The sequence below is a fragment of the Rhizobium sp. YAF28 genome (genome assembly GCF_052113285.1).
Lineage (GTDB): Bacteria > Pseudomonadota > Alphaproteobacteria > Rhizobiales > Rhizobiaceae > Rhizobium.
Map to the genome: position 1 here is coordinate 111,532 of NZ_JBFRCX010000012.1, position 16,215 is coordinate 127,746.

A 16,215-nucleotide genomic window follows, 5' to 3' on the forward strand; every position below is an offset into this window, starting at 1 on the left:
GCGAAGTTTCGGTGAGCGCCGCGAATGCAACGATTTCAAGAGGATACCTCGACACTTAATTCGAGACGCGGCAAAAACGGCGCATTCTCGCGTGTAACTGCCAAACGACATGAGCCCCATTTTGCGAACGAGCATGAAGTGGCGCGAACGTTTCAGTGTGCGACGCCCGGTTTCTCGTGTGCCTTCACGATGGCATCCGCTTCCTTGCCATATAGCTCCTCGAAGTGATCGAAGGTCTTGGAAAAATAACCAATGCCCTGCGTCGCCGAGCGCAGTGCCCGCGCCAGATCGTCAAGCGCGCCGCCTGGAATAAGTGCCCGGAAGATGTCCCATCCCTTAGCGGTTTCATCCCGGTCGAAACCGAGAACCTGACCCTTGAGAGCGGAGACGATCTGGACGAGGCTGCCGGAATAGATCGACGGAATGTGAATTTCGCTGCGGAAGACCGGTTGCATTAAAACGGCCGCCCCTTCGGAAAGCGCCTGTCGCACTCCCATTTTCGACGCAGTCCGGAAGGCGTGTTCCGAACTGTCGACGGCATGGTGCTGACCATCGTACAGCGTTACGCCGACATCGATGACCTGGAAGCCGAGCGGCCCTTTCTCCATCGCTTCGCGCGCACCCGCTTCGACGGCAGGGATGTAGTTGCGCGGAACGACGCCACCCTTGACCGTTTCGCTAAAAGTGAAGCCCCGGCCGCGCTCATTGGGGCGAATACTCAGCTTCACATCCGCGAACTGTCCGGCACCGCCGGTCTGTTTGCGGTGACGGTAATGAACCTCAGATGGTTTCGCAATTGTCTCGCGGTAGATCGGGCTGGGCGTTCGATCGGTTACGCCGATGTGAAAGACATCGGACAGCGTCCGGCAGAGATCACGCAGATGCACCGGCCCTTGGGCGCGGACGAGTTGAGCGCCGGTGCCTTCCTCCTGCAAGACTTTGAGACCGCGATCCGTCTCGGAAAGTTTTGCCAGCGTTTCGGAAAGCTTATTCTCATCGCGATCGCTGACCGGAACTAGGATCCTTTCAAGCATCGGCGTGGGTGGCTCCGTCCATTCAGGTGGGGCAACCACCGCGTTTGATGTCAAGAGCGAAGGGACGTGCAAGTGATCGGACTTGACCGTCGCAAACACATCCCCCGGCGCAGGCAGAACCGCCGAATTGGACCGCCCGTTTGCGAGATCCTGTACTGCGCCGAGGCTGGAGCCGCCCAGTGATGCGCCCTGCCGCAATCCCTCGCCAAGCGCGCGCACGAGCACTGTCTTACCGACATTCTGGCGATGGTAGGCATGGAAGCTCACGGCGGTCAGCTTGTTTTCATCGACATTGCCTGCACGAGCGAGACGCTGCCGAAGAACCCCTACCGGCGGCGCCTCGTGGCGCAGCGCCTTCATCAGCCTCATCATGCCGTTGCCGTGACTTGCGGCACCGATCAGGACCGGGATAATCCTGTTTTCCCTGAGAACCCGCGATGAGATGGCATAGAGCGCGTCGCTGGGCGGCTCGCGATCTTCGATCAGTTCCTCGAGAAGCCAGTCATCGAATTCGGACAGGTGTTCCAGGAGCTCGCTGCGCGCTTCGTGCTCGCGCTCGGCGGCGCTTTCGGGGATTGCGATCAGCGCCGAAGTCTGGCCTTCCCGGTAGCGCCACGCCCGTTCCGAAATCAGATCGCAACTGCCTATGATCCTGTCCCCCTCGCGGATCGGGATCTGGCGAAGCAAAAGCGTGTGGTTGGCGTAGTCTTGAAGCGCGGCGATCACGTCCCTCAGCCGCCCTCTCGGTTCGTCCATTCGGTTGATGAAGAGGATGCAAGGCGTCCCCGAGGCTTCGACTATCCGCAGATAGGGCGCGGCGAGTACAACTTCCTCGGGTGCCGATGAAACGCACAGGATGCAGGCGTCGCTGGCAAGAAGCGCGTGCTGTGCATGCGCCAACGCTTCGTTGGGTCCTGGCGCATCCAGCGCACACCACGCCTCGTTTCCAAAGGTGAATTCTGTGAGGTTCAATCCATAAGGGGAGCTGGATTTTCTCGGCGCCCCCTCCAGGGAGCCGAGCTTTTCCACGACTGTTGATTTTCCGGTCTGCGAGGGTCCAAGCACGGTAAAGCAGCGCATCGGCCTTCCTCCAACTGCCATAAACACAATTTTCAGCCATCACAGGATGCCCTGAACCGCTGCAAGGCGCCAGAGGTGTTCAGTTTCACAACACTTTGACCTGGACTTGCATTTGAGGCTGATCCATTCTGTGGCTGATGTCCCATCGACCGCCAGTGTCTGAGCCGTTCCATGTTCAGCCTCCCTGCCAAAGGTGAATAACTGGTCCGCCTTTTGCCCTGCCGTTGTGGCGGTCTCTCCTCGATCAAGAACTCACAATCCGAGCGCCTTCTTGATTGCGTCGATGAGTACGGATCCCGCGAAGGGCTTCCGCAAATATGCGATACATCCAGCCTGCTCCGCCTCGGTCTGCAGGCGCATGTCTTCCAGGGCGGTGATGAAGATGATCGGCAGCTTCGCTCCAGCCCCTTTCAGCCTGCGCTGCAGTTCGATGCCGGACATGCCTCCGAGGTCGATGTCCAGCACGAGACAGTCGATCGGCGTCTTCGGATCGCGGACGTGAAAAGCTTCCGCCGAAGCATATTCGACAGCCGCAAATCCGTAGGCATTGAGGAGCCGCCCGACGCTTCGACGTAGACTCGCATCATCGTCGACGACAGCGACAGTGCGGCGCAGCTTTCCCACCTATGCCCCCATGCGTGACAGTGCGCGAGATACGCAATTGTCTGTCATTGTAGGCGTGTCGGCGGTTGCTTGATATTGCCCTAAGGGGAAGATTGTCCGATCACCCCGGGGTCGCAGTACGACCGATGTCAGCGGCGATCGATACGACCTCCGCCAGCGAGCGTGCTCCGAGCTTCTCCATGACCTGATGGCGATGCACCTTCACCGTTCGCTCCGATATGCCGAGGGCATACGCAATCTGCTTGTTGAGATGGCCACGGATGAGCAGCCCAAAGACTTCGGCTTCACGCGCGCTCAAGCTCGCAATCAAGGCTCTCAGTTTCCGCAGACGGTCGTTCTCGGCCCGTCGCCTCTCATATTGCGCTAGCGCTCGCTCGATCGCCTCCATCAGCACCGCCGCCGAGCTGGTCTTTTCCAAGAAGTCCTGTGCGCCTGCTTTCATCGCGTCGACGCCTGCCTTTATGTCACCTTCGCCCGTCAGGAATACGACCGGGATAAGAGGTGCAAGCGTGGAGAGTCGATGTTGAACTTGCGGTCCGGATAAGCCGGGCATCTGCAAGTCAAGGAGAACGCAGCCGGGCTCGCAAGTTGGGAGGCGGTCAAGAAACTGATCTCCGGACTCATAGGCTTCAACCTTGAGACCAAAGGCGGAGAGCAGGCGTGCAGTCGCCGTTCGATAGGATTCGTCGTCATCGACGATATGGACGACCGGTTTCATCAGCCTCGTTCCACTCGTCGAGAAAGAGGCAGGACCACGCGGAAGATGGCCCCGCCTTCAGGCCGGTTGTTAGCAGAGATTGTGCCGCCATAGGTCTCGACAATGGCGCGCGCTATGGAAAGACCCAGCCCCGTGCCCGCCTGCTTGGTCGTGTAGAACGGCTCGAAGATGCTGGACAACCTGTCTTCGGGAATGCCGTTGCCTGTGTCCGCGACACAAAGCTCCGCCTTCTCGTTCGCCACTCCTGTCGCAAAGGTGAGCATTCTTTTGGCTGGAGCGTCCGACATGGCGTCCATCGCATTGGTAGCCAGATTGAGAACGACCTGCTGCACATGGACCTTGTCCGCCCGCACCGGCAGCTCCGTCGTCGGTCGATTTGTATTGAGCGTGATCCCCCTGCGTTCGGCCTCGCCATGAATGATATGGATTGCACTCGAAGCCACGTCGTTCAGGTCGAACTCCTGCCAATCGATCTCGCTTCTCTTCTTGAGCAATCCTCTCATCCGGCCAATGATGTCGCCCGCACGCTGATCGTCCTCCTGGATGTCGAGAAGTATCTGCTGGATCAACTCCAGATCGGGGCTGCCACTTCGCAGCAGCACCGACGCAGCCTCGGCATTGTTTCGGATGGCCGCCAGAGGCTGGTTCAGTTCGTGGGCGACCGACGAGGACAAGGCGCCGGCCGTTGCGGACTGGTTGAGATGGACAGCTTCGAGCAGGTGAAGGCGTGACCTGCTCTCCGCATCGTGGCGACGGCGTCGCTCGAGCAGCAATGCTGCGATGACGCCCGCCTGCATCAAAACGAGTCCGAGCGTCGCCGCTGCCGCCAACCAGTGTTCTTCCCAGAGGCTCTTTTCTTTGTGCATCTGGATGGTGCCCGCGGGCAGGTTCACCTCCGAAAGCCCCCAACGCCGGAGCTGCCGGGCATCCACGACGTATGTCTGAGGTGCTTGCATATCCGAGACCACCCGCCCGGCCATGAGATCGAGGACAAGATTTCCGACGGTGAGGCCCAAAGTGTCGAATGTGACCGTATTGCCGCCGACGACGCCGTAGTCGATGTAGGTCTGATAGGGGCCATAGACAGGTGCGTTGGCCGTTGCTGCGATCTGCCTGATCGCCTCGCGCGGGATGAAATTCCGCCCTGCCCGATCTTTGAACACCGTCAACGCCAGGATGATGCTGTCGGGGGGGACATGGGCTGCACGATCGATGAATTCATCGATCGTCAAATCTTCGAGGTATGTCGTTTCGTACGACTTGGAGAACTCGTCGAGATCGGCGCGCGCCGTCGCCAGCCATCCTCGGTCGAACTCCGACGATCCGCCGATGATGTAGAGATGACGGGCACTGGGCTGCAGGTCGCGGGCCATTTCAGCCGTCTTCAGAATGTCGAATGTCGTGAACGCCCCGATCACGTCATCGGGTAGATCGATGTTCTCCGCAGTGGAGTTGCCGAAGCCTGCCGCCACTATCTTCGCATCGGGAGCGATCGTTTCGCGGTTGATCGATATGAAGCTGGCAGACTCCTTGCCAAGCGCGACAACCACATCCGGGCGGTAATTGGCGTACTTCTCCGCAAGGTATCGCGCCATGCGCGCGACGTGATCGGATTCCGGGAATCTCGACAGATCGAGGAACTCCGAAAACAGGTCGATCCTGCTGTCTGTGGCTTGCAGCAAGCGGCTTCGCAACGCCTCTCCGGCAACAGTCGTCGCCACGAGCCTCTCGTCGTATGGGTAGAGAATGAGAACCCGCGGAACCCGATCAACGGTTGCGTACGCCATGTCCGAGGCGATGGCGCAGCAGTTCGCAACAATCAGCCAGACCGCCGCCAACAAGAGGCCAGCGCACCGCAATTGACCTGCCCCCTCGCCCAAGGCCATTGATCCCCCCCCCAAGCAGGGCGACGATAACATCTTGTTGGTGTGGTGTCATCCGCTGCAAGCACCACTAATGATTGCCATCGGCTTTCATCGATTCCCCAAAGGGCAATATCGCCGAAGCAAGGCGTTCGGTACAGTTGGAAAGCGCTGGGGTTGCAACTCGCCGGGCGCGCGCTCTAACCTTGGAGTAAATCCAATGTTTACTGTCCGTCACCTCGTCAGCTCTGCACGGATTCCGATCTCGGTTGTTATCGCAGCACTTTTCCTCGCCGCATCCGCTTACGCACAGGGCGACCCCCTGCCATCGTGGAACGATACCGCGCCCAAGGCAGCTATCGTCGCCTTTGTCGAGAAGGTAACCAAACAGGGTTCGCCCGACTTCGTCCCCGAACCCGAACGGATCGCAGTGTTCGATAATGACGGCACACTGTGGGTCGAGCATCCCATGTACACGCAGCTTGCGTTCGCCCTGGACCGCGTGAAGACGCTCGCTCCGCAGCATCCGGAATGGAAAAATGTACAGCCGTTCAAGGCGGTACTCGAAGGCGATATGAAAACGCTTGCCGCATCCGGCGAAAAAGGTCTCCTGCAACTCATCATGGTCACCCACGCGGGAATGACGAACGACGATTTCCAGAAAGTCGTCATCGACTGGCTTTCGGCGGCACGCGACCCGAGGTTCAAGCGGCCCTACACCGAACTCGTGTACCAGCCGATGGTCGAGCTGCTTTCCTACCTGCGCGCGAACGGCTTCAAGACGTTCATCGTGTCGGGTGGCGGCGTTGAGTTCATGCGGCCATGGACGGAGAAGGTCTATGGCGTCCCACCGGAGCAGGTTATCGGTTCCTCGATCAAGACGGAGTTCAAGATGCAGGACGACACGCCGACCTTGCACCGTCTGCCGGAAGTCAACTTCATCGATGACAAGGCCGGCAAGCCGGTTGGGATCAACGAGCAGATCGGCCGCCGGCCGATTGCCGCCTTCGGCAATTCCGACGGCGATCTCGAAATGCTGCAGTGGACGACGATGGCGGGTGCGCCTGCGCGTCTCGGCATGCTCGTTCATCACACTGATGCGGAGCGCGAATACGCCTACGACCGCAATACCGAATTCGGCCGCCTCGACAAGGCGCTCGACGCGGCGGCGATCACCGGCTGGACCATCATCGACATGAAGGCGGACTGGAAGCAGATGTTCAAGGACTAAGGATGATGCGCCTCAAAGACTTGTGACAGCAGATTCCAAATGGGTTCATCAGGCGACGGGCATGCCGCCCGTCGCCGCTGGGAGGATATCACCATGAAAATCGATCGTTTCGCTACGTTGGTCTTTGCCGGAGGTTTCGCGCTCACCACCGCTGCCCTTGCGCAGGACACCCCGAAGAAGCCGCACGTACCGCTCGAAAAGTCTATTGGGATAGTCACGCCAACCGGCCCGGTGCCGTCGCTGGCGGTCATCAATTCGGCCGGAGCCAAAATCGAAAACGGCAAGCTCGTTCTGACCGGTGTCTCGGCCAACTCGATCGTCTTTGCTGACCGACCGGTGCGAGCCGCCGGTCATGTGGCAACCGAACAGTTCATCATGCAATGGGATGAGGGGAAGGACAATTTCGCAGTCGATCCACCGAATGCGACTGTGTCGGTGCTGGGCGGCGATGGATCGGACGTCAGCGACGCCGTCGTGACGCTGAAGACTCCGAAACTCGATGGCACGACGCTGACCTTCGACATCACCATTCTGGAGGGCACCCTAAGCGGTGTGTCTGGGCCGGCCGCGCTGTTCATCGATCACTTCGGGGGTGGAGGAGGATTTGGAGGCGGGGGCTTCGGTGGCTTCCATGGCGGCGGCAGCTTCGGGGGCGGCGGATTCCACGGCGGAGACTTCGCGGGAGGTAATTTCCGCGGCGACTTCCGTGGAGACGACGTGCATATCGGCGACACCAACATCAACCGTGTCGGAGGCACCTATTGGCACGCACCCATCTACCACGGCGCCTGGTATCGCGGTGCTCCGGTCGCAGCCGGCGTGGTCGCCGGCGCCGCTATCGGGGCCGCTGCAGCCCGCCCCTACTATCCCTACTACAACGACCAGCAATGCGGCTACTATCCGTACCCGCCTTGCTATTGATCTTCAACAGGGAAACGCCACTTTGACCGCGTTTCCCTCTCCTCCCAGCGGGAGACAGGCCTGATGCCGGCGGGCCACACCCTCAGGTTTTCCCTTCTCGACAGCAACCCCCAATAGGTGTTTCATGTTGCGGGAATCCATTTCCCGCCACACAGTCCTCACTCGAAGCAGTGCTGCGTTCAAACGAGATCGGGGGATTCTCATGAAGACCATTCACTTGCATGCGATAGTCTTGCTGGCCGGTGTTTCTGCCGCATCGATCGGCAACGCCGCGGATCTCACACCGCTCACGCCCGAAGCGAAAACGGTCGAGACCCAGAGCGGCTGGGAATTCACGGTCGCTCCATACTTCTGGGCTGCCGGGATTTCAGGGGACGTACGGCAATTCGGGCTTCCCGAGGTCGACATCGATGCCGATTTCGGCGACATTCTCGACAATCTCGACTTCGCCTTCATGGCGACAGGCGAAGCACGATATGATCGCTTCAGCATCGTCGGTGACGTGATCTACACCAAACTGGGTGCGGATGCGCATACCCCCCGCGGCATCTTCGCCGACAGCGTCGACGTGACATCGAAGACCTTCGCAGGACTTCTCGGCGTGGGTTACGCGGTGCTCGAAGATCAGAATGGCCACCTTGACGTGGTCGGCGGCGTGAAAGTCTGGTCGGTCGAGACAGACATCTCCTTCAATGGCGGACTTCTGGCCGGCGTGGAGCGGGAAGACAGTGCCACGTGGGTGGATGCCGTTGTCGGCCTGCGCGGGAACTACTTCTTCACCCCGGAAATCTATCTCACGGGATGGGGTCTGGTGGGCGGTGGCGGCGCCGACGTCGACTGGGACGTGGGCCTCGGCCTCGGCTACAAATTCAACGACACCATCTCGGCAGTGGCCGGATACCGCGCACTGGGCGTCAACTACGAAAACGATGGTTTTGTCTTCGACGTCGTCCAACAGGGGCCGATCGTCGGGGTGTCCTTCCATTTCTGATGAGGCGAGAGCGCCTTGAGCAATTCGGCGATCGTCGCAACTGACGGTCGTCGTGCTCAGCTTGCGACAGCCTGATGTCCTGCAGAAGCAGGAAGAGCAACGCCCCCGGGAAACAGAGAGCCGCCCATGAACAGTGCGGCGGCTCCCGGTTCGTGGCGGTATCTCATGAAGGCGACACCGAAGCCAAACAGCAGCAGAACCGTCACGCCAATTCCGGCCAGAACAGACAGGTGCAACGCACTGTTCAAGAGAAGTTCTCGTTTCGTCAGCTCCCCGAGCCAGGCTTGGGCGACATCGTTTTCATCAATCTCGCGGAGGCTCCTAATCCGTTGCGTGCCGATGGCATAGAGGCGATCGGGGGAGCCAAGGACCTGACAGGTGAAGCGCGGAGCGGACGCCCTGAAGGGTGTCCGCTCCGACATCGTTACGCTACCGCCCGCGTCAATCGTGACCTGTCTTCATCTCACGGACCTGCTGCATGACCTGCTCCAGATTGTAGCTTGCAGGGCTCTGAAGTGGCGGGAAGTCGATGTAGGTCTCGAGATGCTTCAGCCACAACTGCTGCCCGATGGGCAGGATGTTCCAGTCATAGACATAGGCGGTGGACGGCGAAGCGATGGCACCGCCCATACCGAAGAGTGTCTTGATCTGCTGCCCGACCGAGGTCTCGAACGGGTCGCGCTTGATATTGACGACCTGTGTCCAGGCGTACGGCATCACCCCGCCAATAAAGCCAGCCGGATCGTCGGAGACCATGGCGAAATACATCTTCCAGTTCTTGTAGCGCACAGCCGACGGCTCCTTGCCAGAATAGTACAAGAAACTGTCGCGCGCGGATGGAGACTTGCCTTCCAGGTAGTCACGCTGGTCGATGCCGTCGAGCGTGGTCTTGACAATCCCGGGATACGTACCCGCCTCGATCTCTTTCTTAAGACCATCGCCCTTCGGGCCGCCTGCGATGTTCACAAACGTCGGCAGCCAGTCGAGCGCCGAGAACATGTCGTTCTTGACCGTACCGGGCTCGATGTGCCCCGGCCAGCGAACCACAAGCGGCGCCCGCATGCCGCCTTCCCAAGTGCTGAGCTTTCCGCCTTTGAACGGGGTCGTGCCGCCGTCCGGGAATGTGATCGTCTCGGCGCCGTTGTCGGTGGTGAAGACGATGATCGTGTTGTCGAGTTCTCCTATCTCCTCGAGCTTCTTCAAAACGTAGCCGATGTTGTCGTCCATCTGCTTCATGCCGGCTTCGTTGACGCCCCAGTCCTTGCCGCCGACTTCGCCGACCATGTTCAGATATTTGTCGGGCAACACTGTCGTGATATGCATGCGGGCCGGGTTGTACCAGACGAAGAAGGGCTTGTTGGTCTTCTTCGGGTCATTCCTGTCTAGGAAGTCGATGACCTTGGCCGAGATCTCCTCGTCAATGGTTTTTGAGCGCTCCAGCGTCAGCGGCCCCTCGTCCTTACAGGATTGATTTGCCGGGGATCCGTCGGAGGATGCGCATGCGAGCATTGGGCGCGGCGGGGTGAGACAGGTCGTGGTCTTGGCGTCCACCGCCGCCGGGTCTTCCGCTATCCCGGGAATCGGCGTGTTCCTGCATGGTGGTGCAATCCCCTGCTCGGTTGGGGTCTTGTTGATGTCGGGGAAGCTCACCCCCTGCATGGCGTCAAGGTGATAGAGGTAGCCCCAAAATTCCTGGAACCCGTGTGCCGTCGGCAGGGATTCGGTGGTATCTCCGAGATGGTTCTTGCCGAACTCACCTGTCGAGTAGCCGAGATCATTTAGGAACTTGGCGAGGTGAGGCGTGCCGGCCCGCAGGTAGGACGGGCTTCCGGGAATCTCCGGCAGAACCATGCCGACGCGCACCGGCTGCATGCCGGTGATGAACGCGGTCCGCCCAGCCGTGCAGCTCTGCTCGGCATAGTAGGTCATGAACTTCGCCCCTTCCCGGCCGATACGGTCGATATTGGGCGTTTCACCGACCGCGAGACCTTGGTGATAGATGCTCGGCTGCATCCAGCCGATGTCATCACCCATGATGAACAGGATGTTGGGCTTTCTGGTCTCCTGCGCGTGCATCGTAGCGGTACTCGATAGCAGGCTGCCGGCGACCGCCATTGCTGCTGTGAAGAACTTTGTAGTCCGTCTCATTTCGAATGCCTCCCTCACGGGGCCGCATTGGCGGCCAAGGTTAGTTGAAAGACAAGTCAGAGCAAAAGAGGGCTTGTCGGCGACGTCCAAGTTTACTGACCAGCAAATTGGAGCAGATCTTTTCGGTAAAGACGCGGCTCCCCGGCCCGCACGGTGACCCTCGACTTGCGGAAGAGGGATTTCCACTCTTCCATCCATTTTCTACATTGTATTGGCGGGAGCAGATATTGCCCTTTGGGGAATCCGTCGGGGCTAAGAGTTGCCAGTTATGGGAGCCGTCCGCGCCGCATTTCCCGCGCCCCGCGTCGAGACCTCCCTAAAGGACAATAGGCAGCAACCGCGACCGCGTGTCATAAGATGCTCGCAGGGGGAGGTTCTAGCTATGGGCAGGACCATGAGTGCAGTGGACGCACACGAAACGGAATTTGAAGGCTTCGCCTGGGTGCCTGCCCGAACGTTCGCCATGGGATCGAACAGGCACTATCCTGAAGAAGCCCCCGCCCATCCGGTGAAGGTTGACGGCTTCTGGATCGACGTGACGCCCGTGACCAACCGTCAGTTCGCCACGTTCGTCAAAGCCACTGGCCATGTCACCGTCGCAGAAAAGACTCCAAAGGCTTCCGACTATCCCGGCGCGATCCCCAAGATGCTGCGCGCCGGATCGCTCGTATTCACTCAGCCGAAAACCGTCGTCGGCGCCGACATCAGACAGTGGTGGTCGTTCAAGTTCGGCGCCGACTGGCGGCATCCTTATGGCGGCCGCAGCGATATCCGGGGGAAGGTCGACCATCCGGTCGTCCATGTTGCCTATAGCGACGCCCTAGCGTATGCCCACTGGGCCGGGAAGGACCTGCCGACCGAGGCCGAATGGGAGCTGGCCGCTCGCGGAGGTCTCGCGGACGCCGAATTCGCATGGGGCGACGAATTGATCCCCGACGGAAAGCTCATGGCCAACATCTGGCAAGGTGCGTTTCCCACAGTGAGCACAAAGCCCACAGGAGCGGATAGAACATCACCTGTCGGATCGTTCCCGGCGAACGGCTACGGCATCCACGACATGATCGGCAACGTCTGGGAATGGACGTCGGATTTCTGGTCGCCCCGCCATTCGGAGCCTGCGGTGAAGTCATGCTGCATTCCGCGGAATCCCCGAGGCGGCGATCGAGAGGCGAGCTTCGATCCCCGCGAGCCGGAAATACGAATTCCAAGGCGGGTGCTGAAAGGCGGATCGCATCTTTGCGCACCGAACTACTGCCGGCGCTACCGTCCCGCCGCCCGCCATGCGGAACCAGAGGACACGTCCACCAGCCACGTTGGCTTCAGATGCGTCAAGCGAATCCTGAAGGACTAAGGTCTTCCAGGCAATTTCGGTTCTACACCCAGGTGGCGTCCCGCGAAGTCTCCTGCCGGGCAGGCGATATCATTGTGGTTCCTGTTGGAAGTCCTGCCCGGCTGGGTGGCGCGATTCCGGCAATGCTTCGAATTGGGATCGATCCGGAGCAACTCAGTGACAGTTCATGCCTGAATACGTCCATCCACGGCAATGACGATCAGACTGGCCCCATTCTCTACGCGAACGACCCCTTTGCGCTTCATATCGCTGGCGCCATCCTTGAGGAGATGAGGAAACCAGATCATGAATGGCGAACGGATCTCATCCGCCATTTGGCAGAGGCGCTGACGGTGCATTCGTTACGACTTATGGCGTCCATCCGGGCGAGATCAGTGATCGGGAGGCAATCCGGCGGATCGTAGAACACCTCTCGCTGACTTCCTGATGCCCACAGTTGCGATTGCGCGTTTGACTCGGTGGAATTCGCCCTGAGGATTTCAGTGCAATACATAAATTGAGGCTCGACGCACCGTTTCTTGGCGGGCTTGCCTCAAAAGGTGCAAGATTTGAACGAACAAACGCGGCCGTGGAGCATTTTATGTTCTATAGGGGCGATTTGCGACTAAGGAGAATGTTATGAAGAGAATTATTAGCAGTCTGTTGATTGCGACGGCCCTTATAGGCTCGGCTATTCAGCCTGTTGCGGCGCGCGATCATCATCACCACGACAATACCGGCCGCGCCATTGCCGGCGGCCTTGCCGCAGGTGTCGTTGGCGGCCTGATTGGTGGCGCAATAGTCAATAGCGGTCCTCGCTATGTCGACGGCCCTCGCTATTATGATGCAGGCCCGCCGCCGCCGAGATGCTGGTACGAGGACCGTGACGTTCGCAACCGTTACGACGGCGGCTATCACACCGAAACCGTGCGGGTCTGCGACTAGCGGCGTCGCGAGAACCAATACCGTCCAGCATTGAAGCGGCGTTGATCTGATCCTTGATCATCGCCGCTGCCTTTCGCCCCTCAGCCGGGATTGCAGTTGCAATCTCGGCCATACTCCGCAGAAATTGACGAAAGCTGTCGGCAACATCAGTTGTGACCCGTCCGCCCAGGCGGAAAAATCCTCCATCTGTCATGCGTCTGCAAAGAACCGCCGTTAGTTGTCGGCCCGGGCAATTGCACGGCTGTGCGACATGATTGCACCTGTGCAACGGGCAGAGAAATGGACCGGGACAGATTCCTGAAACGGCAAACATGGCCAGCCTCTCCGGCGCGGACCAATGTCAACTTACTGCCATCGCTCCTCTATACATGTGCTGGCGGAGACTGCCACATCGCACCACCCGTCCTTCTGCGGCTCGCCCGGCATCAGTTTTCAATGCTGATACCGGGCGGTTTTGGGAGGCGGATGTTTTGTCGCGCGCGGGGCATTGAGGGAAAACGATGAGGGATGGTCCTGTGAGTGACGGCAAGACGCCGAAGAAGGAACGAATGCGCTTCGTGAGCGCCGAACAGGTGGCGCAGCTTGCCGGCGTTTCCCGCTCGGCCGTATCACGCACCTTTACGCCGGGCGCTAGCGTTGCGCCCGCGACGCGCGAGAAGGTGCTGCGTGCGGCCCAGGAGCTCGGCTACCACGTCAACGATCTTGCGCGCGGCGTGCTGGCCAATCAGAGCCGCCTCGTCGGCATCGTCGCCACGAAACCCGAAATCGGCTTCCGCGCCCATCTTGCCGCCGCCCTTGCCAAATTCCTCATCCAGCGCGGCAGCATACCGATCCTAATCAACACCGGCCAGACCGAGGACGAACTGCTGGCCGCCCAGAAGATGCTGATCGGCCACCGCGCCGAGGCAATCATCATTCTGTCGGGCTCGCCGCCTGCCAGCTTCTTCGAGCTTGCCCAGCGTAATGGCCAGCCGCTCGTCGTCATCGGCCGTTCCGAACCGGATGCAGACCATGTGCGCGCCGGCAATTCGGAAGCCTCCCGCAAGGCGGCTAAGGTGTTCTTCGAGGCCGGACGGCGCCGGCTGGCGGTTGCCGGTTCCAACACCGGTACGCCGAGCATTATCGAGCGCGAGAGCGCCTTTCTGTCGACGGCGGAAGGACTCGGCGCCGAGGTCTTCATCGGCCGTGGCGCGGATTCCGACTATGAGAGCGGCATCGCCGCGGGGCGGGCGCTGTTTTCGAATTCTGTACGCCCCGACGCCGTCTATTGCGCCAACGACCAGATCGCCTTCGGCCTGATGGATTATGTGCGGCAGGAGGTGAAGCTGCGGATTCCGGAGGATGTTGCCATCATTGGTTTCGACGACGTTCCCGAAGCGTCCTGGCTCAGCTATCAGCTGACTACCTTCCGCCAAGACCCGCTCGTCATGGCGATGCGCGCCGTCGAACTGATGGAGCGACGCCTTGGAAATCCGGACTTGCCGCCGGGCTATGAACGCGTCATTCCAGAGTTCGTCATCCGCCAGAGCTTCAGACCCTGATTCCCTTCCGAAAGATTCCCATGCACTGCGAATTTCCTGATGATGCCCGCTTCGTACTTGCCAAGGACGTGATCCTCGATGCGGCGGGAAAGGCGCTCTCCTACTTCTCCGATCTTTCATCACTGGAAACCGGCCATAAACTGAACGGCCAGGATGTGGTGAGCCAGGCCGACAAAGCCGTGGAGGCGATGATCCGCGACCGCATCACCGCCGCATTTCCCGATGATGGCGTGCTCGGGGAGGAGGAAGGACTGGCGGAAGGCCCCTCGGGCTACCTCTGGGTCGTCGACCCCATCGACGGTACGAGCTGCTTCGTGCACGGCATCGACCAGTGGTGCATCTCGATCGCCGTCATGAAAGGCGACGAGACGGTGCTTGGCCTCATCTGCCAGCCGACATCGGGCGATCTTTTCGTGGCGAGGAAAGGCGAAGGTGCCTTTCTGAACGGCAAGGCGATCAGCGTCGACAAGGCCACCAGCATCGGCACCGGGCTTCTCGGTGTGGGCGCCAATTTCCGCATTCCGCTGAAGCAGGTGTCGATCTTCATCCACCTGCTGCTGGAGGCGGGCGGCATGTTCATCCGCAACGGCTCCGGTGCGCTCATGCTGGCGCAGGTCGCCTGCGGCCGGCTCGCTGGCTATTATGAACCGCATATCAACGCCTGGGACTGCATGGCCGGGCTATTGATGATCCGTGAAGCCGGCGGCTGGACCGAAGCCTTCCCCGGTAAGGGCACACTTTTGACCGGCGGCCCAGTCATCGCCGCAGCGCCCGGGATAAGAGACGATCTCCTGACGCTTGTCAGCCGCTCTCTGCAGGATGAATTGGCCTGAACCTAGTAGGTTGTTCGCCCAGCCTCGCTGGTCGCGGACGAGCTCGATGCGATCTTCTCCGTCAGATCGACGAAATTGCGGATGAGGGCAAGCCGCGCATCGGCGCGGTGGGCGACGTATAATGGCAGGGGCGGTAGTTGGCCGGGCAATAGCGGCCGATAGACCACAGACTCCCGATGAAGCACGCGCATGGACGCCGGCACCACCGTCAGGCCACGGCCGCCGGCCACCAGATTGATGGCGGCGATGATTCGAGAAACCTCATCGACGATCCGCGGTGCAACGCCGGCAGTCTGGAAGGTTTCCATCAGCCGTTCGAATATTCCGGGCCCGTCCGTGCGCCGGTAGACGACCATATCGACACCATGGAGCATATCGAGCGTCAACGGTTCGTCTTCCGCCTCTGCATAGGCGTGGCTACGCGGGACCGCGACAAGCATGTCCTCTTCGGACAGAGCCCGTGCCGTCAGCTCGGGAAAGCGCTTCGCGTCGATGTGCAGCAACGCGACATCGACGCGCTGTTGCTGAAGGGCCAGAATGAGCTCATAGGTCTCGCTCTCCTCGACCACGATCTCGGCAAGCGGGAAGGCCCGGCGAAACTGCTGGAGGAACTGTGGCGCAAGCACGTGCAGAGAGGCCGAGCTTGTAAAGCCGACCGATAGCCGGCCGCTTTCGCCCTGGCTGAAGCGTCGTACATTGTCGATCGCCAATTGCGACCTTCTCAGAATATCGCGTGCCTCTTCAAGGAACAGCTCGCCCGAATTGTTGAGTGCGACCCTGCGCGGAGACCGGTCGAACAATTGGACGCCAAGCTCATATTCGAGATCCCGGATCTGCTGGCCGAGGGGCGGTTGCTGGATATGCAGGCGCTCGGCAGCGCGATTGAGGCTCCCCTCCTCGGCGACGGCGACGAAATATCTGAGATGTCTGAGCTCCACTGGATATCCTAGGACTTTT

14 protein-coding genes are annotated in these 16,215 nt (G+C 60.1%); 7 read left to right on the plus strand and 7 right to left on the minus strand.

The window, feature by feature from the left end; all coding sequences use genetic code 11:
• Window positions 1-152 precede the first annotated feature (152 nt).
• The 4 genes from AB4Z13_RS25495 to AB4Z13_RS25510 all read right to left on the minus strand — a co-directional run bounded on the left by AB4Z13_RS25495 (window position 153) and on the right by AB4Z13_RS25510 (window position 5,342).
• A complete protein-coding gene (locus AB4Z13_RS25495) occupies window positions 153-2,114 on the minus strand; it encodes an elongation factor G (RefSeq protein ID WP_113320629.1) in 1,962 nt (653 codons plus the stop codon).
• 252 nt (window positions 2,115-2,366) lie between these two features.
• On the minus strand, window positions 2,367-2,738 hold the full coding sequence (locus tag AB4Z13_RS25500) for a response regulator (protein WP_113320630.1): 372 nt from the start codon (window positions 2,736-2,738) through the stop codon (window positions 2,367-2,369).
• Window positions 2,739-2,838: 100 nt separating this feature from the next.
• Window positions 2,839-3,456 carry a response regulator transcription factor gene (locus AB4Z13_RS25505; protein WP_442207114.1) on the minus strand — a complete coding sequence of 206 codons (618 nt, stop codon included), beginning with the start codon at window positions 3,454-3,456 and terminating at the stop codon, window positions 2,839-2,841.
• Window positions 3,456-5,342 carry a sensor histidine kinase gene (locus AB4Z13_RS25510; protein WP_442207115.1) on the minus strand — a complete coding sequence of 629 codons (1,887 nt, stop codon included), beginning with the start codon at window positions 5,340-5,342 and terminating at the stop codon, window positions 3,456-3,458. The genes AB4Z13_RS25505 and AB4Z13_RS25510 overlap by 1 nt, the downstream gene beginning before the upstream one ends.
• Window positions 5,343-5,538: 196 nt before the next feature.
• On the opposite strand from AB4Z13_RS25510, the gene AB4Z13_RS25515 reads away from it, so the two are divergent.
• The 3 genes from AB4Z13_RS25515 to AB4Z13_RS25525 all read left to right on the plus strand — a co-directional run bounded on the left by AB4Z13_RS25515 (window position 5,539) and on the right by AB4Z13_RS25525 (window position 8,461).
• Complete coding sequence (locus tag AB4Z13_RS25515) at window positions 5,539-6,549, plus strand: HAD family hydrolase (protein WP_442207116.1); 1,011 nt, start codon at window positions 5,539-5,541, stop codon at window positions 6,547-6,549.
• A gap of 93 nt (window positions 6,550-6,642) precedes the next feature.
• Entirely contained in the window at window positions 6,643-7,470 is an 828-nt protein-coding gene (locus AB4Z13_RS25520) for a hypothetical protein (RefSeq protein ID WP_442207167.1), read from the plus strand.
• 202 nt (window positions 7,471-7,672) lie between these two features.
• Window positions 7,673-8,461, plus strand: coding sequence for a hypothetical protein (locus tag AB4Z13_RS25525; RefSeq protein WP_113325725.1), 789 nt, complete (start codon window positions 7,673-7,675; stop codon window positions 8,459-8,461).
• A gap of 56 nt (window positions 8,462-8,517) precedes the next feature.
• Here AB4Z13_RS25525 and AB4Z13_RS25530 read toward each other — a convergent pair whose 3' ends face one another.
• Both AB4Z13_RS25530 and AB4Z13_RS25535 read right to left on the minus strand, forming a co-directional pair.
• Complete coding sequence (locus AB4Z13_RS25530; protein WP_439017553.1) at window positions 8,518-8,883, minus strand: hypothetical protein; 366 nt, start codon at window positions 8,881-8,883, stop codon at window positions 8,518-8,520.
• A gap of 19 nt (window positions 8,884-8,902) precedes the next feature.
• Complete coding sequence (locus AB4Z13_RS25535) at window positions 8,903-10,576, minus strand: arylsulfatase (protein WP_439018851.1); 1,674 nt, start codon at window positions 10,574-10,576, stop codon at window positions 8,903-8,905.
• 427 nt (window positions 10,577-11,003) lie between these two features.
• On the opposite strand from AB4Z13_RS25535, the gene AB4Z13_RS25540 reads away from it, so the two are divergent.
• From AB4Z13_RS25540 to AB4Z13_RS25555, 4 genes are all read left to right on the plus strand, one after another.
• On the plus strand, window positions 11,004-11,960 hold the full coding sequence (locus tag AB4Z13_RS25540; protein ID WP_442207117.1) for a formylglycine-generating enzyme family protein: 957 nt from the start codon (window positions 11,004-11,006) through the stop codon (window positions 11,958-11,960).
• 618 nt (window positions 11,961-12,578) lie between these two features.
• Complete coding sequence (locus AB4Z13_RS25545) at window positions 12,579-12,884, plus strand: hypothetical protein (protein WP_113325573.1); 306 nt, start codon at window positions 12,579-12,581, stop codon at window positions 12,882-12,884.
• Between the two features lie 500 nt (window positions 12,885-13,384).
• Entirely contained in the window at window positions 13,385-14,425 is a 1,041-nt protein-coding gene (locus tag AB4Z13_RS25550) for a LacI family DNA-binding transcriptional regulator (protein ID WP_442207118.1), read from the plus strand.
• A 20-nt stretch (window positions 14,426-14,445) separates the two neighbouring features.
• On the plus strand, window positions 14,446-15,258 hold the full coding sequence (locus AB4Z13_RS25555; protein ID WP_442207119.1) for an inositol monophosphatase family protein: 813 nt from the start codon (window positions 14,446-14,448) through the stop codon (window positions 15,256-15,258).
• A 2-nt stretch (window positions 15,259-15,260) separates the two neighbouring features.
• On the opposite strand, the gene AB4Z13_RS25560 is transcribed toward AB4Z13_RS25555, so the two are convergent.
• Window positions 15,261-16,196 carry a LysR family transcriptional regulator gene (locus AB4Z13_RS25560; RefSeq protein ID WP_113325570.1) on the minus strand — a complete coding sequence of 312 codons (936 nt, stop codon included), beginning with the start codon at window positions 16,194-16,196 and terminating at the stop codon, window positions 15,261-15,263.
• Window positions 16,197-16,215 lie beyond the last annotated feature (19 nt).

Excerpts from the sequence above, each read along its gene's own strand:
- AB4Z13_RS25540 (WP_442207117.1), top strand. The coding sequence starts at position 11,004 with ATGAGTGCAGTGGACGCACACGAAACGGAATTTGAAGGCTTCGCCTGG.
- AB4Z13_RS25520 (WP_442207167.1), top strand. The coding sequence starts at position 6,643 with ATGAAAATCGATCGTTTCGCTACGTTGGTCTTTGCCGGAGGTTTCGCG.
- AB4Z13_RS25550 (WP_442207118.1), top strand. The coding sequence starts at position 13,385 with ATGAGGGATGGTCCTGTGAGTGACGGCAAGACGCCGAAGAAGGAACGA.
- AB4Z13_RS25495 (WP_113320629.1), bottom strand. The coding sequence starts at position 2,114 with ATGCGCTGCTTTACCGTGCTTGGACCCTCGCAGACCGGAAAATCAACA.
- AB4Z13_RS25535 (WP_439018851.1), bottom strand. The coding sequence starts at position 10,576 with ATGGCGGTCGCCGGCAGCCTGCTATCGAGTACCGCTACGATGCACGCG.
- AB4Z13_RS25505 (WP_442207114.1), bottom strand. The coding sequence starts at position 3,456 with ATGAAACCGGTCGTCCATATCGTCGATGACGACGAATCCTATCGAACG.
- AB4Z13_RS25530 (WP_439017553.1), bottom strand. The coding sequence starts at position 8,883 with ATGTCGGAGCGGACACCCTTCAGGGCGTCCGCTCCGCGCTTCACCTGT.
- AB4Z13_RS25515 (WP_442207116.1), top strand. The coding sequence starts at position 5,539 with ATGTTTACTGTCCGTCACCTCGTCAGCTCTGCACGGATTCCGATCTCG.
- AB4Z13_RS25545 (WP_113325573.1), top strand. The coding sequence starts at position 12,579 with ATGAAGAGAATTATTAGCAGTCTGTTGATTGCGACGGCCCTTATAGGC.
- AB4Z13_RS25510 (WP_442207115.1), bottom strand. The coding sequence starts at position 5,342 with ATGGCCTTGGGCGAGGGGGCAGGTCAATTGCGGTGCGCTGGCCTCTTG.
- AB4Z13_RS25525 (WP_113325725.1), top strand. The coding sequence starts at position 7,673 with ATGAAGACCATTCACTTGCATGCGATAGTCTTGCTGGCCGGTGTTTCT.
- AB4Z13_RS25555 (WP_442207119.1), top strand. The coding sequence starts at position 14,446 with ATGCACTGCGAATTTCCTGATGATGCCCGCTTCGTACTTGCCAAGGAC.